At 51.9% G+C, this 24,605-nt stretch carries 20 protein-coding genes; all 20 read left to right on the top strand.

Annotation, left to right across the window (positions count from 1 at the left end):
• Positions 1–32 precede the first annotated feature (32 nt).
• The 20 genes from rseP to dpsA (NYE33_RS19685) all read left to right on the top strand — a co-directional run bounded on the left by rseP (position 33) and on the right by dpsA (NYE33_RS19685) (position 24,478).
• The gene (rseP, locus tag NYE33_RS19590) at positions 33–1,307 is read left to right on the top strand and encodes an RIP metalloprotease RseP (RefSeq protein ID WP_042138122.1); all 1,275 of its coding nucleotides are present in this window, start codon (positions 33–35) and stop codon (positions 1,305–1,307) included.
• A 99-nt stretch (positions 1,308–1,406) separates the two neighbouring features.
• The gene (proS, locus tag NYE33_RS19595; RefSeq protein ID WP_042138120.1) at positions 1,407–2,855 is read left to right on the top strand and encodes a proline--tRNA ligase; all 1,449 of its coding nucleotides are present in this window, start codon (positions 1,407–1,409) and stop codon (positions 2,853–2,855) included.
• 160 nt (positions 2,856–3,015) lie between these two features.
• A complete protein-coding gene (locus tag NYE33_RS19600) occupies positions 3,016–7,341 on the top strand; it encodes a PolC-type DNA polymerase III (protein ID WP_042138119.1) in 4,326 nt (1,441 codons plus the stop codon).
• Positions 7,342–7,521: 180 nt separating this feature from the next.
• Entirely contained in the window at positions 7,522–7,989 is a 468-nt protein-coding gene (gene rimP / locus NYE33_RS19605; RefSeq protein WP_039295269.1) for a ribosome maturation factor RimP, read from the top strand.
• Between the two features lie 26 nt (positions 7,990–8,015).
• Positions 8,016–9,113: a transcription termination factor NusA gene (gene nusA / locus NYE33_RS19610; RefSeq protein WP_039295270.1), complete on the top strand. Its 1,098-nt coding sequence runs from the start codon at positions 8,016–8,018 to the stop codon at positions 9,111–9,113.
• A 30-nt stretch (positions 9,114–9,143) separates the two neighbouring features.
• Positions 9,144–9,452, top strand: coding sequence for an RNase P modulator RnpM (rnpM, locus tag NYE33_RS19615; RefSeq protein WP_036692616.1), 309 nt, complete (start codon positions 9,144–9,146; stop codon positions 9,450–9,452).
• A complete protein-coding gene (locus NYE33_RS19620; RefSeq protein ID WP_039295273.1) occupies positions 9,445–9,768 on the top strand; it encodes a YlxQ family RNA-binding protein in 324 nt (107 codons plus the stop codon). Before rnpM ends, NYE33_RS19620 begins: the two co-directional genes overlap by 8 nt.
• Positions 9,761–12,496, top strand: coding sequence for a translation initiation factor IF-2 (infB, locus tag NYE33_RS19625; protein ID WP_341068711.1), 2,736 nt, complete (start codon positions 9,761–9,763; stop codon positions 12,494–12,496). The genes NYE33_RS19620 and infB overlap by 8 nt, the downstream gene beginning before the upstream one ends.
• Positions 12,497–12,514: 18 nt before the next feature.
• Positions 12,515–12,862, top strand: coding sequence for a 30S ribosome-binding factor RbfA (gene rbfA, locus NYE33_RS19630; protein ID WP_039294844.1), 348 nt, complete (start codon positions 12,515–12,517; stop codon positions 12,860–12,862).
• Positions 12,863–12,889: 27 nt separating this feature from the next.
• Positions 12,890–13,870 carry a DHH family phosphoesterase gene (locus NYE33_RS19635; RefSeq protein ID WP_039294842.1) on the top strand — a complete coding sequence of 327 codons (981 nt, stop codon included), beginning with the start codon at positions 12,890–12,892 and terminating at the stop codon, positions 13,868–13,870.
• Positions 13,867–14,781, top strand: a complete 915-nt coding sequence (gene truB / locus NYE33_RS19640; RefSeq protein WP_336103215.1) for a tRNA pseudouridine(55) synthase TruB — start codon at positions 13,867–13,869, stop codon at positions 14,779–14,781. The genes NYE33_RS19635 and truB overlap by 4 nt, the downstream gene beginning before the upstream one ends.
• A gap of 37 nt (positions 14,782–14,818) precedes the next feature.
• Entirely contained in the window at positions 14,819–15,766 is a 948-nt protein-coding gene (locus NYE33_RS19645; protein WP_042138114.1) for a bifunctional riboflavin kinase/FAD synthetase, read from the top strand.
• A 150-nt stretch (positions 15,767–15,916) separates the two neighbouring features.
• Complete coding sequence (gene rpsO, locus NYE33_RS19650; protein ID WP_019910460.1) at positions 15,917–16,186, top strand: 30S ribosomal protein S15; 270 nt, start codon at positions 15,917–15,919, stop codon at positions 16,184–16,186.
• Between the two features lie 222 nt (positions 16,187–16,408).
• Entirely contained in the window at positions 16,409–18,511 is a 2,103-nt protein-coding gene (gene pnp / locus NYE33_RS19655) for a polyribonucleotide nucleotidyltransferase (protein WP_039294832.1), read from the top strand.
• 257 nt (positions 18,512–18,768) lie between these two features.
• The gene (locus tag NYE33_RS19660; protein WP_042138112.1) at positions 18,769–19,755 is read left to right on the top strand and encodes a polysaccharide deacetylase family protein; all 987 of its coding nucleotides are present in this window, start codon (positions 18,769–18,771) and stop codon (positions 19,753–19,755) included.
• 79 nt (positions 19,756–19,834) lie between these two features.
• Positions 19,835–21,100 carry a M16 family metallopeptidase gene (locus NYE33_RS19665; protein ID WP_042138111.1) on the top strand — a complete coding sequence of 422 codons (1,266 nt, stop codon included), beginning with the start codon at positions 19,835–19,837 and terminating at the stop codon, positions 21,098–21,100.
• A complete protein-coding gene (gene dut, locus NYE33_RS19670) occupies positions 21,078–21,524 on the top strand; it encodes a dUTP diphosphatase (protein ID WP_179093590.1) in 447 nt (148 codons plus the stop codon). The genes NYE33_RS19665 and dut overlap by 23 nt, the downstream gene beginning before the upstream one ends.
• 426 nt (positions 21,525–21,950) lie before the next feature.
• The gene (dpsA, locus tag NYE33_RS19675) at positions 21,951–22,847 is read left to right on the top strand and encodes a dipicolinate synthase subunit DpsA (RefSeq protein WP_042138106.1); all 897 of its coding nucleotides are present in this window, start codon (positions 21,951–21,953) and stop codon (positions 22,845–22,847) included.
• A complete protein-coding gene (locus NYE33_RS19680; protein ID WP_039294817.1) occupies positions 22,848–23,444 on the top strand; it encodes a dipicolinate synthase subunit B in 597 nt (198 codons plus the stop codon).
• Positions 23,445–23,578: 134 nt separating this feature from the next.
• Positions 23,579–24,478: a dipicolinate synthase subunit DpsA gene (dpsA, locus tag NYE33_RS19685; protein WP_076246915.1), complete on the top strand. Its 900-nt coding sequence runs from the start codon at positions 23,579–23,581 to the stop codon at positions 24,476–24,478.
• The last annotated feature ends 127 nt before the right edge of the window (positions 24,479–24,605 follow it).

The raw sequence follows: 24,605 nt of genomic DNA on the forward strand, positions 1-24,605 counted from the left end.
GGTCTTACACCTAAAGGGGGGAATGTTTCGCAATGGAGATGGTAAGAGTCGTTTTTTTGACGGTATTTATGTTCTTTGTTCTGGTGACCGTCCATGAATGGGGACATTATTATTTTGCCAAACGCGCCGGAATTCTTGTGAGGGAATTTGCTATCGGTTTCGGTCCGAAACTGTTTTCTTATAAACGCAATGAAACCCAGTTCACGCTTCGCCTGCTGCCGTTTGGGGGATATGCCCGGATGGCCGGAGAGGATCCGGAAATGATTGAGATCGGTCCCGGACAGACCATTGCGGTCAGACTGGGCCAGGATAATAAGGTGAAGAATATTTACCTGGATTCACTGGATACACGCAGAAATGTAATCCGCGGTGAAGCACAATTCACGGATCTTGAGAATGAGCTGAAAATCCGTCTCGATGTGGATGGTGAAGTAACCACATACGACGTACATCCGCAGGCGATGATGATTAAGGGAAGCCAGCAGACGCAGATCGCGCCCAAAGACCGCCAGTTCGGCAGTAAAAGCGTGGGCCAGCGCGCGGTGGCGATCTTGGCCGGTCCGGTGATGAACTTCATTCTGGCTTTTGTGCTGTTCGCACTTCATCTGCAAATGGCCGGTATCCAGGTGGAGAATCCGACCTATGTGAAGATCGGTGATGTAAGTGAAGGAATGCCGGCCCAGGAAGCCGGTCTGCAGAAAGGCGACATTGTCGTAGCCGTTAACGGCGAAACTATCGGTGGAGATTACCAGAAAATGATCTCGCTCACCTCTGCGTCCAAGGGCAAAGAGATGAAGTGGACACTGCAGCGCGGCGATGAAACGCTTAATGTAGCTATGATTCCCCGCAGTATGGAAGGGGAGGAAGGCGGCAAAGTCGGGATCACTCCGGAACTTCCTACTCGCAAGGCCGGGGTTGGTGAGACTATCACCAAGTCAGGAACTGCCATGGTGGATACCACGAAGCTGATCTTCATCGGCTTCAAGCAGCTGATCAACAAGTTCAATATGGATGATATCTCCGGACCCGTGGGAACCTTCCAGCTGACCGGACAGATTGCCCAGCAGGGGATTCAGTATTTGACTTATTGGGCGGCTATTCTCAGCCTGTATCTCGGGATCTTCAACCTGCTGCCGATTCCTGCACTTGACGGAAGCCGGCTCGTGTTTCTCGGCGTGGAGGCGCTGCGCGGTAAGCCGGTGGACCCGAACCGCGAAGGCATGGTCCATTTCGTAGGCTTTGCGCTGCTGTTCCTGGTGATGATTGCTGTGACTTATAATGATATATTACGCCTCATAAGCGGCTGATTTGTTCACATTACATTCTTTTGGGGTCCCCGCAAAGCTCTTGACAGCTTCACTTGTTAACCGGCGCTTTGCGGGGCGAATTTAGGAGGATCTCTTTACATGGCAAAAGACAAGCAGTTCGTTACGGAAATCACGCCGCAGGGCGAAGATTTCTCACGCTGGTATATTGATGTGATCAAAAAAGCGGACCTGATGGATTATTCTCCGGTCCGCGGCTGTATTGTGTTCAAACCGGACGGCTACGAGATCTGGGAACATATCCAGGAGGAGATGAACCGCCGCCTCAAGGAAACCGGACACCGCAATGCCTACTTCCCGCTGTTTATTCCGGAGAGCTTTTTCCAGAAGGAGAAAGAACATGTTGAGGGCTTCAATCCGGAGCTGCCTTGGGTGACTGAAGCTGGTGGCGATGTGCTGGAAGAACGTCTGGCAATCCGTCCTACTTCCGAGACCATGTTCGGCCACATGTATTCCAAATGGATTCAGTCCTACCGTGACCTTCCGGTGCTGATTAACCAATGGGCTAATGTAGTCCGCTGGGAAAAACGTACACTGCCGTTCATCCGTACTACGGAATTCCTCTGGCAGGAAGGCCATACCGCGCATGAGAATGAGACGGAAGCGCGTGAAGAAACGATGAAGATGCTGGATAACTACCGTGATTTCGTAGAGACTTTTCTGGCGATTCCGGTGGTTACCGGACAGAAGACACCATCCGAGCGGTTCGCTGGTGCGGTAGATACGTATTCCATTGAAGCAATGATGAAAGATGGACGGGCTGTGCAGGCGGCTACCTCGCATTATCTGGGTACCAAGTTCGCAGTTGCCTTTGATATCCAATACTTAAGCCGTGATAATGTACTGGAATATGCACATACAACCTCATGGGGCTCTACAACACGTCTAATCGGATCACTGATCATGGTGCATGGGGATGACCGCGGACTGGCTTTGCCGCCGAAGGTAGCGCCTACTCAGGTCATTATGATTCCGATCGGGCCGCCTAAGACCCGTGAAGCAGTGATCGGGCGCACAGATGAGCTGTTCAAAGAGCTGAAGAGTGCCGGAATCCGCGTACGTGTAGATGACCGCGCTGATGTTACACCGGGCTGGAAGTTCAATGAATACGAAATGCGCGGTGTACCGGTACGTCTGGAGCTTGGACCGCGTGATATGGAGAACGGAGTCTGCGTAATCGTATCCCGGATCAGCGGAGAGAAGAAGATTATCCAGCAGGAGAATCTGGTTGAAGAAGTGAAGGCTATGCTGAAGCAGGTTCACCAGGAAATGTTCGAGCGGGCTCTGAAGTTCCGTGAGGATCATTTCTATTCTGTAGATACCTTAGAGCAAATGAAGGAATCCATGGAAGAGAAGCGCGGCTTTGCACTTGCAGGCTGGTGCGGCTCGGAGGAATGTGAATCCAAGGTGAAGGAAGAAACAGGCGCAGGCAGCCGTAATATTCCGTTCAATCCGTCCGAAACGAAAGAGACTTGTATTTGCTGCGGTGAGCCGGCCCTGCATACAGTTGTATTCGCCAAAGCGTATTAAGCGGCAACTTCAATTTTTATTTGATCCTTTATATTAGCTTCTGGCGAGAGGAGTCGGCGGGCCGCAATTACCCAATGCTTTTTGAACCGGAAGCTTTTCTTACTATATTAGAATTATGTTATGGGTATAGCTAATTATTGCCGAGTTAGGTGGGGAAACCATGGAGCTAAACGTGGAGAGAAGAAAAAGGTTCGAGCTGTTAATGAAGCAGGGGGAAATTCCACCGGCCATTATTGATCCCTACTTTTTGGACGGGCAGATCGAGCGTGTGGAAATCAGCCGCGGTAACCGTGACTGGCATATTGTAATTGCGAAAGACAGCCTGGTTCCGGCCCAGACCTACCGGACCTTTGTCCTTAGAATGCGTGAGAAGCTGCAGCATATTGCCAAAGTCAGCTTCTTGTTCCTATATGATGACACAATCAACAGAGCGGATATTGTACAGGAGTACTGGGGAATGTTCCTCGAGTGGGTCCAGCGTGAGATTCCATCCGTTAACGGATGGCTGACGCGCTCCAGTCAGGACCTGCAGGACGGCACGCTTTTGCTTAGCCTGAGCGATTCCATGTCTCTTGAACTGGCCCGTAAAAAAGGCATCGAAGCAGCCATTATTAAATATTATGATAAATATTTCGGACTTTCCCTTAAGGTGAAGCTGCAGATTGCCGAGAACGAGAGCAAAGCGGATGCCTACGAGGAATTCCAGCAGAAACTCCAGCAGGAACAGCGTGAACTGGTAGAGATGATGATGATGGCCAGCGAACCGGACGAGCCTGAGGAACCCGGTGATCCGAATGAGGTAATTAAGCTTCAGATCGGATATGAGATCAAAGAGCAGGCCGTATCGATTCTGGACATCCAGGATGAAGAGAAGAAGATCACGATTCAAGGTACGATTTTTGGACTCGACACCAAAGAGCTGCGTAACGGCAACACGCTCTATACCTTCTGCATCACCGACTTCACCGACTCACTGCAGATGAAGATGTTTGCGAAGACCAAGGAAGACCTTAAAGTGATGGGGCAGCTGGCCAACGGTAAGTGGGTGCGGGCACGCGGCAAAGTTGAATACGACCGCTTCATGCAAATTCCGGAACTGGTGATGATCCCGTCGGATTTGTCGGAAGTCTCTGCACCGCCGGCGCGTAAGGACAATGCCAAGCAGAAGCGGGTGGAATTCCATCTGCATACCACAATGAGTACGATGGATGCAGTGGCAACCATCACCGATTATGTCAAAACCGCTGCGAAATGGGGACACCCGGCACTGGCTGTTACGGATCACGGTAATGTCCAGAGCTTCCCGGATGCGAACCATGCTGCACATAAGCATAAGCTCAAAATGCTCTATGGTGTGGAAGCCAACGTCGTAAATGATGCTGTAAACATCGTGGAGAATGCACAGCCCCTGGAGCTCAAAACAGCAACCTATGTCGTATTTGACATCGAAACCACCGGTCTGTCGATCACGCGCAACAATATTACAGAGCTTGCAGCAATTAAAATGTGCGAAGGCAAAGAGCTGGACCGTTATACAACCTTCGTTAATCCGCATGAAAAGATTCCTTACCATATCCAGCAGCTGACCAACATTACCGATGAAATGGTCAAAGACGCTCCTGATCTGGAACCTGTACTCAAAGAGTTCGTTGAGTTTATAGGCGACAGCATTCTGGTAGCCCACAATGCACGGTTTGATATGGGGTTCATTCAGGCTTCCCTGAAGAAGCTGGGACAGCCGCAGCTGCCGAATCCTTCGCTGGATACGCTGGAGCTTGCGCGTTTGCTCTTCCCGACGATGAAGAACCACCGGCTCAATACACTCGCTGACAAGTACAAAGTGCTGCTGGAGAGCCATCACCGGGCGGTGGACGATACGATTGCCCTGGGCGGTATCCTTAATGGATTACTCGCGGATGCGGAAAAGATGAAAGGGTTAACCCGGCTTGACCGGCTGAATGATTATGTAGGCAATGACCTCTCGAATGTACGGCCGTTTCACTGCGGCATTTATGCATTGAATCCGACCGGCAAAAAGAATCTCTACAAGCTGATCTCCATGTCGCACACGGAGTATTATAAACGGGTACCCTGTATCCCCAAATCGAAGCTTGAGGAACACCGGGACGGGCTGATTGTCATCTCCGGCTGTGAGCGCGGTGAGTTCTTTGAAGCGGTGCTGAACAAGACGGTGGAGGAGGCCATTGAGGTCGCCCAGTTCTATGACGTTCTGGAGATTCAGCCGCTGACCATGTACATGCATCTGGTGGATAAAGGCTTCGTGGCCAGCGCCGAGGATTTACGCGGTGTTGTGCGCAAGATATGTGAAATCGGCGACCAGATGAACAAGCCGGTCATTGCCACCGGCAACGTGCATTACCTGGAGCCGCGTGACAAGCTGTTCCGTGATATTACAATTCACGGGATTACCGGCTTCAGTCCGCTGAAGGACCAGCGTAAACCAGATGCCCATTTCAGGACCACCGAGGAAATGCTTACGGAATTTGAGTTCCTGGGCCCGGAAAAAGCGATGGAGGTCGTGGTCACCAATACCGTGGAGCTGGCCGAACGTTTCGAGGAATATGATCTGTTCCCGAGCGAGCTGTTCACCCCGATTATTGAAGGAGCGGATGATGAGATCCGCAATACCTGCTATGAGACAGCCAAATCAATTTACGGCGAGGATTTGCCGGAGGTTGTAGTAGCCCGTCTGGAGAAGGAACTCGCCCCGATTATTAAATACGGTTTCTCTGCCAACTATCTGATCTCGGAACGGCTCGTTAAAAAGTCGAACCAGGATGGATATCTCGTCGGCTCGCGTGGATCGGTAGGGTCGTCCGTTGTTGCAACGTTCCTTGGTATTTCTGAGGTTAATCCGCTGCCGGCCCACTATATCTGCACGAATTCGGAGTGCAGGCATAGTGAATGGTTCCTTGACGGCAGCGTGCCGAGCGGTTTCGACCTGCCGGACAAGGCCTGTCCGGACTGCGGCGGGAATCTGAAGGGTGAAGGCCAGGATATCCCGTTTGAGACGTTCCTGGGCTTCAAGGGGGATAAGGTTCCCGATATCGACCTTAACTTCTCCGGGGAGTATCAGCCGAATGCCCACAATTTTACCAAAACAATGTTTGGACCTGACAATGTATTCCGGGCAGGCACCATCGGTACCGTAGCTGAGAAGACCGCCTTCGGGTTCACAAAGAAATATGAAGAGCATCACCAGAAACGCTGGCGCGGAGCCGAGATAGGCCGTCTGGCGGCAGGCTGCACGGGTGTGAAGCGCAGTACGGGGCAGCATCCCGGCGGTATCGTTGTTTTGCCGGATTATATGGAGATTGAAGATATTACCCCTGTGCAGTTCCCGGCGGATGATGTTACGGCTGAGTGGAAAACAACCCATTTTGACTATCATGCCTTCGATGCCAACCTGTTGAAGCTTGATATTCTGGGCCATGATGATCCGACCATGATGCGCATGCTGCAGGATCTGACCGGCGTGGACCCGACCACCATTCCGATGAATGATCCGAAGGTGATGAGCATGTTCAACTCCACAGATGCGCTCGGGGTAAGACCGGATCAGATCCGGACCCCTGTAGCTACCTACGGAGTACCGGAAATGGGGACGAAATTCGTCCGCCAGATGCTCGTGGAAGCCAAGCCTTCCAGCTTTGCCGACTTGCTGCAGATTTCAGGCTTGTCCCACGGGACCGGTGTGTGGCTGGGGAATGCCCAGGAGCTCATCAAGAACAATACCTGCAACATCAAGACGGTTATCGGCTGCCGTGATGATATCATGCTCTACCTGATTTATAAGGCCGATATGGATGCCAGCCTGGCCTTCAAAATTACGGAAAGTGTGCGTAAAGGGAAGGGGCTTCCGCCCGAGTGGATCGAAGAGATGAAGAAATGCAAGGTGCCGCAGTGGTACATTGATTCCTGTCTCAAAATCCAATACATGTTCCCGAAGGCGCATGCGGCAGCGTATGTCATCTCTGCAGTGCGGACCGCCTTCTTCAAGCTGTATTATCCGATTGAATATTATGCGACTTACTTCTCTGTCCGTGCCGCTGATTTCGATATTGAACTCTGCTGCAAGGGATATGAGGCCATTGGTCGCCAGATTGTAGAGATCGAGCAAAAAGGCTTCCAGGCGCTGCCGAAGGAAAAAGCGATGCTTCCGGTACTGGAAATGGCACTGGAGATGACTGCCCGCGGCTTCACCTTCAAAAATATCGATCTGTACCGTTCCGATGCCACCAAATTCACCGTTGACGGCACCAGCCTGATTCCGCCGTTCTCTTCGCTTGCGGGTATTGGTGACAATGCCGCGATCAATATTGCGGCAGCCAAGGATGCCGGCGAATTCCTCTCCATTGAGGACTTCCAGCAGAAATCCAAAGCCAGTAAAACGGTGATTGAGCTGCTTAACGGAATGGGCTGCTTCCGCGGATTGCCGGAGAGCAACCAGCTGTCATTATTCTAAATTTCGCTGCAAATCATGCTTTGAAATAAGGGAGTCAAGGGCTGGTACTTGTCAGTGCAGACTCACTATGGTATAATTTTTTTGGTAATAATGAGATAAGTCCGTTGTGTAAAGAGTGGGGAAACCCACTCTTTATCTTTGGTATATAGCAAAAGACAAGTTCGTGGAGGTAATCTTCTTTTGAGCACACCCAAATCCAAAATTAAACAGACGGTAGAGCAACTGCTTGGGTCCTATCTCGAGGACAATGGTTTCGAACTGGTGGACGTTGAATACGTGAAAGAAGGCTCCAATTGGTTCCTGCGGGTATTCGTAGATAAAGAAGGCGGCATCGATATCGATGACTGCGGCACCATCAGCGAATATATCAGCCAGAAGCTGGATGAGAATGATCCGTTTCCCGAAGCTTATTTCCTTGAGGTTTCCTCGCCCGGAGCTGAACGTCCGCTCAAGAAAGCTGCAGATGTTGCCAAAGCGGTTGGCAAGGATGTATATGTAACGGTGTATGAGCCGATTCAAGGACTCAAAGAATTCGAAGGTCGTTTGCTCTCGTTCGAGAACGAGGAACTGCTCATCTCCGCGGGCAAAAAAGAACATGTAGTACCGTACGCCAAGGTCGCCAGTGCGAGATTGGCCATTATTTTTTAACGTCTTGAAAGGGGGACCGGAATTTCATGAGTATGGAGTTTATCGAAGCTATGAATGAACTGGAAAGGGAGAAAGGCATCAGCAAGGATGTGCTGTTTGAAGCCATCGAAGCTGCGCTGATCTCCAGCTATAAACGCAATTTCAATGCGGCGCAGAATGTGCGTGTGGATATGAACCGCAACACAGGTGTAATCAAGGTTTTTGCCCGCAAGCTGATTGTGGAGGAGGTTCTGGACTCACGGACAGAGATTTCTCTGCCGGGAGCCCGGGAGATCAACCCGCATTTCCAGCTGGAGGATATTGCCGAACTCGAAGTTACACCGCGTGATTTCGGGCGCATAGCTGCCCAGACTGCCAAGCAGGTTGTTACACAGCGTATCCGCGAAGCGGAACGCGGACTTATCTATAACGCTTTTATTGACAAGGAAGATGATATTGTTACCGGCCTTGTCCAGCGTCAGGATATGCGCAACATTTATGTGGATCTTGGTAAAATCGAGGCGGTTCTGCCGCTGGGCGAGCTTATGCCGGGCGAGAAATTCAAGCAGAGCGAGCGTATCAAGGCTTATATCACCAAGGTGGAGAATACGACCAAAGGACCGCAGATCATGCTGTCCCGCAGTCATCCGGGTCTGCTGAAGCGTCTGTTCGAGCTGGAAGTGCCGGAGATTTTTGACGGAGTGGTGGAGATTCGTTCCGTTGCCCGCGAAGCCGGCTTCCGTTCCAAAATCGCCGTGTTCTCGCGTAACCCTGAAGTCGATCCCGTTGGTTCCTGCGTAGGCCCTAGAGGTACACGTGTTCAGACCATCGTAACCGAACTTCGCGGCGAGAAGATTGATATCGTACGGTATTCCGAGCTCGTGCAGGAGTATGTGGCCAATGCGCTCAGCCCGTCCAAAGTGCTTGAAGTTCAGGTCTTTGAAGCTGAGAAAATGGCGCGTGTCATCGTTCCTGATTATCAATTGTCGCTGGCGATCGGCATCAAAGGGCAGAATGCCCGTCTTGCTGCTAAGCTGACCGGCTGGAAAATTGATATCAAGAGTGAGACTCAGGCAGAGCAGGAATACGGCAGACCCAGAACTTCTAATGATGAAATGCATCAGGATTCCGTCTCCATCGATTAATGAATCTGCTGACTGACGGGAGGCGCTACTATGAAGCAAAGAAAGGTGCCGCTGCGCAAATGCGTTGCCAGCCAAGAGATGATGCCCAAAAAAGAGCTGATTCGCGTGGTGAGAACGCCTGAGGGTGAAGTGCTCATTGACCTGACGGGCAAGAAGTCGGGCCGTGGTGCTTATATCTGCGGTAAACTGGAATACTTTAAGCTGGCACAAAAGACCAAAGCACTTGACCGAGCATTGAAATGTCAAGTGAGTCCTGAAATCTACGCCCAGCTTGCCCGGGATTTTGCATCCGTGGAGGAGCAATTTTTGGCAGCGAAGGATAGTGAGGACAATGAGTAAGACTCTTTCTTATTTAGGGCTTGCGATGAGAGCAGGCAAGATTGTCACCGGCGACGAGGCTGTGCTTAAGGCAGTGCGGTCTTCAGAGGCGAGGCTGGTCGTCCTGGCAGGTGACGCTTCAGATAATACCCAAAAGAAGTTCCGCGATAAGTGCGGGACCTACGATATTCCACTAGTAATCGCATTTCACCGGGATGAACTCGGTGCAAGTATTGGTAAAGACCAGCGCGTAGTGCTGGCCGTTACGGATAAAGGATTCGCGGAAATGATCTCCAGAACGCTTGGAGATACTGTCGGAGGTGGAGTTATTGACTAAAGAAGACAATAAGGATAAACTGCGCGTGTATGAATACGCGAAGTCACTGAACATGAGCAGTAAAGAAATCATTACAATTCTGAAGCGTTTGAATGTCCCTGTGAATAATCATATGAGTGTCATGGAGAATGGCTCCGTGAACAAAGTTGAACAGTTCTTCAAGGACATCAAGTCAAACGCTGCAGCCAAGCGGGACACCGGCACCAGCAGCCGTCCGGTAACCACCGGCGCGGTAACAGCCGAACCCCAAAGTGCTCAGAATGCCAACAAAAATCAACCGGAAAAGCAGGTAGGTATGAACAGTAACCAAAACAACAACCAATCGACGACGTCCCCAAGGCCCCAAAGCGGACAAGATTCCCGCAGAACACAAACAACAGGTACAGCTCAGAATTCACGCCCGCAAGGCAGTTCCACTGGTAGCCGCCCGCAAGGCAGTTCCACTGGCAGCCGCCCGCAAGGCAGCTCAACCACTGGCAGCCGCCCGCAAGGCAGCTCCACCGGCGGCAGCCGTCCGCAAGGCAGCTCGACTGGCGGTAGCCGTCCACAAGGCAGCTCCACCGGCGGCAGCCGTCCGCAGGGCAGTTCCACCACTGGCAGCCGTCCGCAGGGCAGTTCCACCACTGGCAGCCGTCCGCAGGGCAGCTCCACTGGCGGCAGCCGTCCGCAGGGCAGCTCCACCACTGGCAGCCGTCCGCAAGGTCAAGGCGGCGCACCCCGTACAGGTGACCGTCCACAAGGTCAAGGTACTGCACCACGCACGGGCGACCGCCCGCAGGGTCAAGGCAACGCAGGCGGAGATTTCTCCCGCGGCGGTGACAGAGGTCCGAAGAAGAATGCTACTGGCGGCAGACCGAACAATAACAGCGGCCAGAAACGTTTTGATGACGGCAAAGGCGGCAACTTCCGCGGCCGTGGCGGCAAGAACAACCGCGGCAGAAACCAGCCGATGGTACACCGTGAGAAGATTGACAACACACCGAAGAAGATTATTGTCCGCGGCAGCATGACGGTTGGTGAGACCGCGAAGCTGCTTCACAAGGATGCTTCGGAAGTGATTAAGAAGCTGATCTCGATGGGCGTTATGGCCACGATCAATCAGGAGCTTGACATCGACACGATCCTTCTTCTGGCCGGCGAGTTCGGTGTAGAAGTAGAAGTGAAGATCCCGGTAGATGAAGACAGCTTCGAAACCGTGGAAGAGAACGATTCCGACGATGATCTGCAGTCCCGTCCTCCGGTTGTAACGATCATGGGTCACGTTGACCATGGTAAAACAACCTTGCTCGATGCCATCCGTTCCACGAACGTAACTGGCGGAGAAGCAGGCGGAATTACGCAGCACATCGGTGCTTACCAAGTCGAAATCAACCACAAGAAAATCACGTTCCTTGATACACCGGGCCATGAAGCGTTCACCGCTATGCGTGCCCGTGGTGCCCAGGTTACGGATATGACGATTATCGTTGTAGCTGCCGATGACGGTGTTATGCCGCAGACGGTAGAAGCAATCAACCATGCCAAGGCGGCCGGACTTCCGATCATTGTTGCAGTTAACAAGATCGACAAGCCAGGTGCGGACCCTGACAAGGTGAAGCAGGAGCTTACAAGCTATGAGCTGGTTCCGGAAGAGTGGGGCGGCGATACGATCTTCGTCAACCTGTCGGCCAAACAGCGCATCAACCTGGAAGAGCTGTTGGAAATGATTCTGCTCGTTGCTGAAGTAAATGAGTACAAAGCGAACCCGGACAAACGGGCACGCGGTACTGTTATAGAAGCTGAGCTTGACAAAAACCGTGGACCGGTTGCCCGTATTCTCGTACAGAACGGTACGCTGAAAGTCGGCGACGCCTTTGTAGCAGGTAACTGCTTCGGACGCGTACGTGCCATGGTCAATGACAAGGGACGCAAAATCAAAGAAGCGGGACCTTCCACACCAGTGGAAATTACCGGTTTGACTGAAGTGCCGCAGGCGGGCGATCCGTTTATGGCCTTTGAAGATGAGCGCAAGGCCCGTGCGATTGCGGACAGACGTTCGACTACGCAGCGCCAGTCTGAGCTGAACACGAACACCCGTGTAACATTGGATGATCTGTTCAAGCACATCAAGGACGGAGAGATCAAAGATCTCAACGTGATTATCAAGGGTGACGTACAAGGTTCGGTAGAGGCGCTGAAAGGCTCCCTGGCCAAGATCGAAGTTGAAGGTGTTCGCGTGAAGATCCTTCACAGCGGTGCCGGAGCGATTACGGAATCCGACATTACCTTGGCAGCAGCATCCAACGCTATTGTCATCGGCTTCAATGTTCGTCCGGATACCCAGACGAAAGCTGCAGCGGAGCAGGAGAAAGTGGATGTGCGTCTGCATAACATCATCTACAATGTAATCGAAGAAATTGAAAGTGCCATGAAGGGGATGCTTGATCCCATCTACAAAGAGAATGTTATCGGCCATGCTGAAGTGCGCAATGTGTTCAAAATCAGCAAAGTGGGTACCATTGCAGGTTGTATGGTTACTTCCGGCAAAATTGCCCGCAACGCTGAAATGCGCCTGATCCGCAGCGGTATCGTTGTCTTCACAGGCAAGATCGACACCTTGAAACGTTTCAAAGATGATGCTAAAGAAGTGGCGCAGGGTTATGAATGCGGCATAACTTTGGAACGCTATAATGATGTCGTTGAAGGCGACATTATCGAAGCGTTCATTATGGAAACGGTAGAGCGCTAAGCGAAGAGGTGAATATAGATGTCTAAAATCAGAGCCGGACGGGTTGGCGAACAGATTAAGAAAGAACTGAGCCAGCTCATCCAAAGCGGACTAAAGGACCCGCGCGTCGGGTTCGTAACTGTAACTGGCGTAGATGTGACAAATGATTTGTCACAGGCCAAGGTATACCTGAGCGTATTCGGGGACGAGGAGCAGAAGTCAGACTCGCTCAAGGCGATTGAGAAAGCTAACGGCTTTCTCCGCTCGGAGCTTGGCAAAGCAATCCGCCTGCGCCATACTCCAGAGCTGATCTTCAAGATTGACGAATCCGTTGCTTACGGAAGTCATATTGAGAAGCTGCTCGGAGAAATCGGCAAAACCGAATAGAGCTACGGAACATAAAGGAGACGGCGAATGCAGAGCTATGAACAAAGTCTCCAGCAGACCCGTAAGTTTCTGCTGGAACACGACGATTATCTTGTAGTGTCGCATGTTCAGCCGGACGGAGATGCAGTCAGCTCCACCCTCGCGGTGGGCTGGCTTCTCTCATGTCTGGGCAAAAAATATTGTATGCTGAACGAGGGCCAGATTCCGCAGCGTATGGAATATTTATGGCATGCCGATCAAATTGTCAATCTGTCTGCTGCGGGCGAACTGCCGCGCCAGTACAGCAATGTCATTTGTGTCGACTGTGCGGATTTTCAGCGTGTAGGACTTACCCAGCGTCATTTCACCAGTGATGCACTTATCGTAAATATAGATCATCATCCCACCAATAATGGGTACGGTGCCGTAACGCTCATCAAGCCGGATGCGGCTGCGACAGCAGAGATTCTGTTCGACCTGCTGAAGACGTTTGAGGTGGAATGGGATATCGATATTGCCACGGCCATTTATACCGGACTCTTAACAGATACCGGCGGTTTCCGTTATAACAACACTTCTCCTAAAGTGATGGCAGCTGTATCCGAACTGCTGGCATTAGGCGTGAATGGACCTGAACTGGCTGAGACCCTGCTTGAAGAGATGACTCTCCCGCAGGTGAAGGTGCTCAACCGGGCACTTAGTACACTGCAGCTCAGTCCTGAAGGGGATATTGCCTGGGTGTACGTCACACCGCAGGATATGCTGGATTGTAATGCGGCCAACGAGGATCTTGAAGGGATTGTCAATTATCCGCGTAATATCCGCGGTGTTGAAGTAGGCATTCTGTTCAAGGTAATCGATGAGCATGCGGTGAAGGCCAGCCTGCGTTCAGCAGGTAAGGTCGATGTCGCGGCGCTGGCGCAGGTCTTCGGCGGCGGCGGGCACACGCGTGCTGCGGGAGCCCGCATTAACGGAAGTCTTGAAGAGGCGGTGGCGCAGGTGCTTGAGGAGGTTAAACGTCATCTATGAGTGAACTTACAGGTGTTCTGGCCGTATATAAGCCGGCAGGGTTCACTTCACATGATGTTGTGGCCAAGGCGCGGCGGATTCTCGGCATGAAGCGGATAGGACATACCGGTACACTTGATCCCCAGGTGACCGGAGTGCTGCCGCTGTGCCTGGGACGGGCCACGCGGGTGGTTGAGTACATCCAGGAGCTTCCCAAGGAGTATGTTGCTACGCTGCGGCTGGGACTTGCCAGTGATACAGAGGATTTAACAGGGACGATTACGGAATCAGTTGAAGAGGTTCAGGTTACGGAAGCTGAAGTGCTGGCTGTCCTGAATTCCTTCAAAGGTGTGATTTCACAGGTTCCCCCGATGTATTCCGCAGTGAAGGTGGATGGCAAGCGTCTGTACGAGTTAGCCAGAGAAGGCAAGACGGTGGAACGTAAGAGCCGTGAAGTGGAAATTTATGAGATTGAAATGCAGGATATGGTCTGGAGCGGCAATTATCCCGATATCACGTTCCGGGTATTATGCTCCAAAGGAACGTACATCCGTACCCTATGCGTGGATATCGGGCGTGCGCTAGGAGTGCCGGGTGTGATGGTGAAGCTGGAGCGGACCATGTCGGCAGGGATATCTGCCAGTCATTGCCTGACCCTGGAGCAAATTGCTGAACATAAGGAAGCAGGTACGCTGGAAGAGCATTTAATTGCCGCCGATGAGGCGATTTCGCATTTGCCCAAACATACGGTAGCCGAGGAGAAGAAGAAAGCCGCCCTGCAAGGGCAGCGTCTGTCGCCCCGCTTTGTGGCACCTGAAGTGAAGGGCAGCGGAGATTTCCGGCTCTATGATCTGCAAGGGGAGTTTCTGGGCATCTATGCTTTAGAAGCTACCGGTGCGATTGCTCCTGTTAAAGTGTTTGCACAGGCTTAAACTTTTAATTTATTTGTGAATGTAGGTGAGAAACAGCGTGAGAACCGTAACCTTAAGCTATCCTATGTTGCCGGAGACGGCAGCAGAGTGGGCGCAGCCTCAAGTAGTTGCCCTGGGGCAGTTCGACGGACTGCACCGCGGACATGCCAGCGTCATAACATCTGCTGTAGCTCTTGCCCGCCAGGCAGGTGTACCTGCAGCTGTCATGACCTTTTACCCCCATCCTAAGGATGTTATGGGTAAAGGTGACTATGAAGGATATTTGACACCTTCCAGGGACAAGCAGGAGCTGCTTGCCGGGATGGGCGTTGATATTTTATATATTATTGCATTTAATGAAGAACTCTCCCGGGTTAGCCCGGTGGACTTTGTCTCTGTAATGCTGCTGCCGCTGCAGATTGTAACCGCCGTTGTCGGTTTCGACTTCCGGTTCGGCTACAAGGGCGAAGGTGATGCGGATACGCTTCGGGAGCTGGGGCAGGGTGTTATGAATGTAGAAACGGTCTCCCCGTTTCTTCTCGAAGGGGAGAAGGTCAGCAGCTCCGGCATCCGCAAGTGCCTGCTGACCGGGGAACTGGATAAAGCCAATGCCTGGTTTGGACGTTGTTATCACCTGCGCGGAATTGTAGGTCATGGAGAGAAGCGGGGCCGGACCATCGGGTTTCCAACGGCGAACCTGCAGCTCGAAGACCGCTATGTCATTCCGGCCAAAGGCGTGTATGCCGTCAAGGTATTTTACAAGGAAGATGTATTGTACGGTGTGATGAATGTCGGCGTGAAGCCTACGTTTCATGACGGGATGATTGCTCCAAGCTTCGAAGTGCATCTGTTTGATTTTGCGGGAGATATTTACGGGCAGGAGCTTAAGGTAGAGCTGGTCTCCTTTATCCGTTCTGAACGCAAGTTTGAGTCCATCCAGGCCTTGATCGCCCAGATCGGCGCAGATGCCGAGACAGCCAAAGGGCTTCTGGGATATCATTCCTAATCTTTCCCGGACATGCCGTTTACTTTTGTCTATGAAGGTGCTATACTGATTAACGTTGCTGGAATGACAGCAGCATAACCTTAGCTTGGTTGCTTGTTCTCACCGACGGTGACGAGGCTACTGGCGATTATAATGAAGGAGGTGAACAGGATGGCATTGACTCAAGAACGTAAACACCAATTGATCGACGAGCACAAAACTCACGAATCCGATACTGGATCCCCTGAGGTGCAAGTTGCTATCCTTACGGAGAACATCGTTAATTTGACTGACCACTTGCGTACGCACAAGAAGGATCATCATTCCCGTCGCGGACTGCTGAAGATGGTTGGACAACGTCGTAAACTGCTGGCGTATTTGAAGAACAAAGACATCAGACGTTACAGCGCCCTGATCGAAAAACTGGGATTGCGTCGTTAATTTTCCATAAGTAGAACCCTAAAGCAGCCTGGTTGTATACCGTATGTCCTTCTTACGAGCGACAGCGGGACAGCCGGGTTGCTTTTTGAAAATTTAGGGTAAACTTTTACAGTAGATAAGTGGATATTATTCGCAAAAACGGCTAGATCACCTCATGGAGGACAAGCCGTTTTTGCTTGTAGAACATACAGAACAAATTACTATCATTCAAGGAGGGGTTTTATGGAACAACGTGTGGAAATGCAGCTGGGCGGAAGACGCCTTGTGCTGGAAACAGGCCGTCTGGCCAAACAAGCGAACGCAGCCGTTATGGTGCGGTACGGAGATACTTCAGTATTGTGTACGGTTACAGCATCCAGTGAGCCTAAAGATCTTGATTTCTTCCCGCTTACGGTTAACTACGAAGAAAGATTGTACGCAGTGGGTAAAATCCCGGGCGGATTCATCAAGCGTGAAGGACGTCCAAGTGAAAAGGCGATCCTGTCGAGCCGTCTGACCGACCGTCCGATTCGTCCATTGTTCCCTGAAGGATTCCGCAATGACGTGCAAGTCTTGAACCTGGTTATGAGCGTGGATCAGGACTGTGCGCCTGATATTGCAGCTATGATCGGTACTTCCGCTGCTCTGAGTATTTCCGATGTGCCTTTCAACGGTCCAATCGGAGGCGTAGCTGTAGGACGTATTAACGGTGAATTCATCATCAACCCTGATGTAGCCCAGCAGGCAATCAGCGATATCTATGTCGTTGTAGCCGGTACTAAGGACGCTATCATGATGGTTGAAGCTGAAGCCAATGAAGTTACTGAAGATGTAATGCTAGAAGCGATCATGTTCGGACATGATGAAGTCCGCAAGATCGTAGCTGTGATTGAACAGCTCGTAGCCGTTGCCGGCAAAGAAAAGATGGCTGTGAAGCTGCATGCGGTTAACGCTGATGTAAACGCGCAGGTTCGTGCCTATGCGGAGAGCCGTCTGGTTGACGCCGTGAAGATTGCCGAGAAGCATGCCCGTCAGGATGCTATCGATCTGGTTAATAATGAAACGGTGGAGTATTTCGCAGAGAAATACATAGAGACACCAGAACTTCTTAAAGATGTTAAGGAAGTGCTGCATGATATCGTGAAGGACGAAGTAAGACGTCTGATCACCCATGATAAGGTACGTCCGGATGGCCGTAAGCTGGATGAGATTCGTCCGATTGAATGCGATACAGCGCTGCTGCCGCGTACACACGGTTCCGGTCTGTTCACACGCGGACAAACACAGATCCTTAGCGTTTGTACACTGGGCGCGCTGGGGGATGTACAGATTCTTGACGGAATCGATCCGGCTGAAACCAAACGTTTTATGCATCATTACAACTTCCCTCCGTTCAGCGTAGGGGAAGCCCGTCCGCTGAGAGCACCGGGACGCCGCGAAATCGGCCACGGCGCACTGGGTGAACGCGCATTGTCCAAAGTGATCCCAAGTGAAACTGAATTCCCGTACACCATCCGTCTCGTATCGGAAGCCATCGAATCCAATGGTTCGACTTCCCAGGCGAGTATCTGTGCCAGTATCCTGGCGATGATGGATGCAGGGGTGCCAATCAAGGCGCCGGTAGCCGGTGTTGCAATGGGTCTGATCAAAGACGGAGAGCATGTCTCCATCCTGACAGATATTCAGGGTATGGAAGATCACCTCGGCGATATGGACTTTAAGGTAGCGGGAACAGCGGAAGGCGTAACGGCGATTCAGATGGATATCAAAATCGACGGCATCGACCGTAAAATTCTGCAGGATGCGCTTCAGCAGGCCAAAGAAGGACGTATGTTCATCTTGGGTAAAATGAATGAAGCAATCTCTGCGCCTAGAACAAGCCTGTCCAAATATGCTCCAAAAATCATTATCATCAACATCAATCCGGACAAAATCCGCGATGTTATCGGTGCTGGCGGTAAGATCATTAACAAAATCATTGAAGAAACCGGCGTAAAGATCGACATCGAGCAGGATGGCCGTGTCTTCATCGGCTCCTCCAACGAAGAGATGATCCAGAAGGCCCGCGGCATTATCGAAGGCATTGTGCGTGAAGTACAGGTCGGCGAAATTTATGTCGGTACTGTTAGACGTATCGAGAAGTTCGGCGCATTCGTTGAACTGATTCCTGGTAAAGACGGCCTCGTGCATATTTCCCAGCTGTCCACAGAACGTGTGGCTAAAGTGGAAGATGTTGTTGCCATCGGCGATACCATTACCGTTAAGGTAACCGAAATCGACCAGCAGGGCCGCGTCAATCTGTCGCGCAAAGCTGTGCTGACTTCGGAAAGTGGAGCGAAGGCGTAAGAAATAGCATCGCCTGCGGTTTTCCGGTAATCTAATTAAATGTATGAAGAAGAGACAGAAGCATTACCGTTCTGGCTCTTTTTTTCTAGCAATTAACCGGCAGTACTCAGGTGCGGATTGTATATGGCAGTGGGCTGCCTCTATGCGTTTATGCATATTCGGCGCTTTTCATACATAGGCTGGGACAAAGCGTCCTTGCACTTTTACCCTTGTGCCGGGACGGATCAGACCGTTTCTGCCGGGGAGGAAAGACGTCAATGAAGACGGACAAAGCAGCGCTTGTGCTGGCCTGCATTGCAGTAGTAATCGGGATCGGCAGCACGAATGGACCGGTCAAAGAGATGATTGCCGGGCTTAAGCCGCAGGCCGATAAGGCTGTGCTGAGCTATGCGCCAAAGGAAACGAACGATGAATTGCGCGCGCAGATTGCCGGAAAGGCAGCGGAGCTGAATGCGCAGCCTGTTGATGCTGTCGTTGACCGGGTGTGGAAAGCCATACCGGGGTACAACGGACTTGAGGTGGATGTGGAGGCAACCTACCGGAACGCGCTTTTGCGGGGGCCGGCGGACAGCCTTAAACTGGTGTACCGCCAGACAGAGCCGAAGGTATCGCTGAGTGATCTGGGAGCGCAGCCGATCTACCGGGGCAATCCGGCCAAACCGATGGTGTCGCTGATGATTAATGTAGCGTGGGGGAACGAGTATATTGTGCCGATGCTGGATATTCTGGATGCGGAGAAGGTCAAGGTAACCTTTTTTCTGGATGGAAGCTGGCTTAGTCATAACAAGGAGCTTGCAGCCGAAATGCTGAAGCGCGGACATGAAGTGGAGAACCATGCCTACACCCATCCCAACATGAGTACACTCAGCCGCGCGCGGGCAACGGCCGAGATTGAGAAGACACAGAAGCTGCTGAAGGATAGCCTGGGGGTAACCAACAAATGGTTTGCTCCGCCTTCAGGTGATTTTAATCAGCAGACGGTGGAGATTGCAGCTTCGCTGGGACTAAAAACGGTCTTATGGACGCTTGATACGGTCGATTGGCGACATCCTTCTCCGGATTCGGTTATTGCCAAGATCAGCAGCAAAGCGGAGCCCGGAACCCTGGTACTGATGCACCCTACAGACTCCTCTTCCCAGGCGCTGAGGGGAATGATCCGGGGGATTAGAGCCAAGGGTCTGCAGCTGGGAACCGTCAGTCAGACACTCTCAACAGAGCGTATTACACCTCGGGAAGTTGAGTGAACGGATTATTTCTGATAGGATAAGAGGCGCGAATAATAAATACAGACAGATACAGGGGCTGTGCCAGGAGGATTTTACATTGGACAAAATATTATTATCGAACGGACTTCGGGTGGTTACCGAGAAAATCCCTACCGGAAGATCCGTATCCTTCGGAATCTGGGTCAAGACAGGCTCACGCAATGAGAACCCGCTGAACAACGGGATTTCCCATTTTATCGAGCATATGCTCTTCAAGGGAACTGACCGGTACAGCGCGAAGGAGATCGCCGAACAGTTTGATGCGATTGGCGGCAACGTTAACGCGTTTACCTCGAAGGAATATACATGCTATTATGCCAAAGTGCTGGATGAGCATCTGCCGATTGCTGTGGATGTGCTTGCGGATATGTTTTTCCGTTCACGGATGGATGCCGAAGAGCTGGCCAAGGAGAAGAATGTCATTCTGGAGGAAATCTCCATGTGCGAGGACACGCCGGATGATCTGGTCCATGAGCTGATGTGTGCCGCTGCATACGGCGAACACCCGCTGGCTTACACGATACTCGGACTCAAAGAACGTCTGCTGGAAATGACGCCGGATGACCTGCGTGCATACATGAAAGAGCAGTATACGATCGAGAATACAGTAATCAGCGTAGCCGGAAATATTAATGACGGGCTGATTGAGTTGCTGGAGCAGCATTTTGGCTCATTCGCGAACCACGGTGAATCGCCTTCGCTGACTGAACCGGATTATCAGGGGGAGCTGGTCTTCCACAAGAAGAAAACAGAGCAGAATCACATCTGCATCTCCTTGCCCGGTGTGAAGAGCGGCGGCCCGCTGCAGTATCCCATGGCTCTCTTAAACAATGCCTTCGGCGGCGGCATGAGCTCGCGGCTGTTCCAGGAAATCCGTGAGAAGCGCGGTCTGGCGTACTCAGTATTTTCGTATCATAGTGCCCAGGCCGACAGCGGCTTGTTCACCGTATATGCCGGCACAGCGCCGAAGCAGACCAAAGAGGTTACCGAGCTGATCAAAGAAATGCTGCACGATCTTGCTGTGAACGGCCTGAGTGAGGATGAACTCCGCAAAGGCAAGGAGCAGCTGAAAGGCAGTCTGATTCTGAGTCTGGAAAGCACCAGCAGCCGGATGAACCGGATGGGCAAAAACGAGCTGATGCTTGGACGGCAGGATACCCTCGATGAGATGATTGCCAAAATAGGGGCCGTGACCATGGAGGATATCAATGCGCTGCTGGACTTTATGTTCGCACAGCCGTTGTCTCTGGCTATGGTAGGCTCAACAGATAAAGCGATAGCCAATGTTAGGAGAGATGATCTTGTCTTATTACGTTCAAATTAACAAGCTTCCCGGGAATGAGGATGTGCAGCTGCCCTGCAAAATGTCCGAACAGGCCTCAGGGTATGACCTGTATGCCGCTGTAGCAGAGGCTGTGGTGCTTGCTCCGGGCGAGCGTGCATTAATCCCCACTGGAATCTCCCTGGCCATGCCGGACGGGCTGGAGGCGCAGATCCGTCCGCGCAGCGGCCTGGCCCTGAAGCACGGCATCACCTGCCTGAATACCCCGGGTACCATCGATGCGGATTACCGTGGTGAGATTAAGGTGCTGCTGATCAACCTGGGTCAGGAGCCGTTTGCGATTGCCCGCAATGAGCGGATTGCCCAAATGGTATTCCAGGCTGTGCCATCTGTAACGCTGGTGGAAGTCAGTGAGCTCTCTGAAACGGAGCGCGGCGCCGGCGGCTTTGGACATACGGGTAAATAATTAGCGGGATCAATATTTATGATTAATTTAAAAAGCTTGCGGAACTGCACTTTCCTGGTGCGTAACCGCAAGCTTTTTTTATATTTTGTCATATGCATAGATGATTTAGCTTCTATTTGGCTGAGCCGTTAGTCTGTCTTGCACAGCTATCTCATACTGCTTCTCCCGCGGGTTATCCCGGTGATCGATAATATCCTGAACCGTTGTATAGGCTTCGATATCAGGGGGAATTGCATTAGCCGGATCGCGGCTGGGGTCGGGGAGGGTGGATTTTAAATTTTTAGTTGATTACAGATTGAATATTGCAGAAACCCAGTGATTTATTTCGGCGCTGGCTGGAATTCATCTCCGCTCTTCACCCATCCGCACCACACGGCATAAGATGCTCTATAGTCGAATGTGTATGTGGAAAGGAGCGTCATCCCTATGCTTACTGGCATCAGGATCGTGTTCCTGGGCGGGGACGCGAGACAAATTGAAGTGATTCGGAAATGTGTGGAAATGGATGGGTCGGTAAGCGCTGCCGGGTTCGACAAGTGGGATGCCCCAAGCCCGGGGGTTAACCTGGAACAAATGTCGGCAGAATTACTCAGCAGCGCAGATGTGCTGGTGCTGCCGGCTGTCGGCTGCGATGATGAGGGTTATATTAATGCGGTATTCGCTTCAGAACGCCTGCAGCTGCTGGAAGAGCATATTGCTGCGCTGCCGTCCCGGGCTATCGTGTATACCGGCATGGCCAAAAGCTATTTGCGCGGCCTGTGTGCCAGACATTCACTCAAGCTGGTGGAGCTGCTGAACCGGGACGATGTGGCTATTTACAATTCAATCCCCACAGCTGAGGGTGCACTGGTTATGGCCATACAGAATACCGATTTCACCATCCATGGTTCTACCTCCATGGTGCTCGGAATGGGCAGGACGGGATTCACCATGGCCAGGGCACTGCAAGGCATGGGTGCAAGTGTAAAAGTAGGTGTAAGGAAACAGGAGCATTACGCAAGGGCAGAGGAAATGGGCTGGAAGCCGTTTATGACCGGAGATCTGCTGCTTCACGTACCGGAAGCGGATCTGATCTTCAATACCATTCCGAGCATGATTATTAACGCACAGGTTCTATCGCGTCTTCAGCGGCACTGCGTGATCATCGATCTGGCTTCCGCACCGGGCGGGTGCGATTTCCGCTATGCCGAGAAGCGCGGGATCAAGGCGATGCTGGCACCGGGACTTCCCGGTATTGTGGCCCCCAAGAGCGCCGGAATCATTATGGCTAATGCACTGGTACAGTCGTTATCAGGCGAGACTTCAATCAGGGGGGACGAATAAATGGATTGGCATGGAAAAACAGTTGGTTATGCAATTACCGGCTCTCACTGCACCTTTGCCGAGGTAATGCCGCAGATTCAGCGGTTCATGGATGGCGGCGCCAACGTGGTGCCGATTGTATCGGCATCTGTGCTGAACACGGATACGCGCTTTGGCACATCGGAAAATTGGTTAAAACAGTTGAAAGATATAACGGGGAATGATATCATTTCTACAATTGTTGAAGCGGAACCGCTGGGTCCTTCGAAGCTGCTGGATGTACTTACGATTGCTCCCTGCACAGGGAACACAACAAGCAAACTGGCGAATGCCATGACGGACAGTCCGGTGCTGATGGCTGCCAAATCGCAGATGCGCAACGGGCGTCCGCTGGTGCTGGCGATCTCCACCAACGATGGGCTGGGCCTGAATGCGGCGAATATAGCTAAGCTGCTGGTAACTAAGAATATTTATTTTGTGCCATTCGGCCAGGATAATCCGGTTGCAAAGCCTAACTCGCTTGTCGCCCGGATGGACCTTATTCCTGAGGCTTGTTATGCAGCCCTGCAAGGCAGCCAGCTGCAGCCTATGATTATCGAACGGTTTCATTCAGCATAGCATTACGGCTCTTCACAGCAGCCAAGCACATACGTAACATATCTGCCGTCCTCATCTTGAGGGCGGTTCAACACTTTATTCAGCAGGTTAAGGCTGGAGCATTGATCAGGGTTGAGGAAAGGGGCATCTTCCTTATGCTTACTGGCATCAGGATCGTATTCCTGGGCGGGGACGCAAGACAGCTCGAAGTGATCCGCAGATGCGTAGAGATGAATGCGGCGGTAAGTGCCGCGGGGTTCGACCAGTGGGAGACTCCGGTTCCGGGGGTGAGTCTGGAACCGATGTCGGCAGAACTGCTCGGCACAGCCGATGTACTGGTGCTGCCCGTGGCAGGATGCGATGAGGAAGGAAAGCTTAACGCGCTGTATTCCTCCGGTCCGCTGCAGCTGCTGGATGAACATATCGCGGCGCTGCGGGCAGATTGTATAGTATATACTGGTATGGCCAAAAGTTATTTGCGCGCCTTGTGTTCCAGGCATTCACTGAAGCTAGTGGAGCTGCTGGACAGGGATGATGTGGCGATATACAATTCTATCCCTACAGCGGAAGGCGCGCTGGTAATAGCTATTCAGAATACCGATTTCACCATACATGGCTCCAATTCATTGGTGCTGGGCATGGGCAGAACCGGTTTCACGATGGCTAGAACCCTGCAAGGCCTTGGAGCCAGAGTATCCGTGGGGGTCAGGAAGCCGGAGCATTACGCCCGTGCTGAAGAAATGGGCTGGAAGCCTTTTATGACCGGGACACTGCAGCTTCATGTGGATGATATTGACCTTATCTTCAATACCGTTCCCGGCATGATTCTTACGGCAGAGGTTCTTTCGCGTGTGCCCAGGCAGTGTGTAATTATTGATCTGGCTTCGGCTCCGGGCGGCTGTGATTTCCGGTACGCGGAGAAGCGCGGGATTAAGGCAATCCTGGCTCCGGGCCTTCCAGGAATTGTCGCACCGGCAAGTGCAGGGAAGATTATGGCTGGCGCATTGCTGCAGTCGATTTCGGACGAGGTTCTGCATACGCTAGGCAATGAATGAACCGTTAGAGATTAACACTTGTATTCAGTATTTCAAGGTATGCACCCAGCGCAGCAAGAGCCGTTCTCTATGAAGGTAACAGCTATTCTGCGTATTTATCAGCGCTTGCTTAGAGAAGTAATGGAGG

It is taken from the genome of Paenibacillus sp. FSL R10-2199, assembly GCF_038000235.1.
In the GTDB taxonomy this organism is placed as follows: domain Bacteria; phylum Bacillota; class Bacilli; order Paenibacillales; family Paenibacillaceae; genus Paenibacillus_AQ; species Paenibacillus_AQ phytohabitans.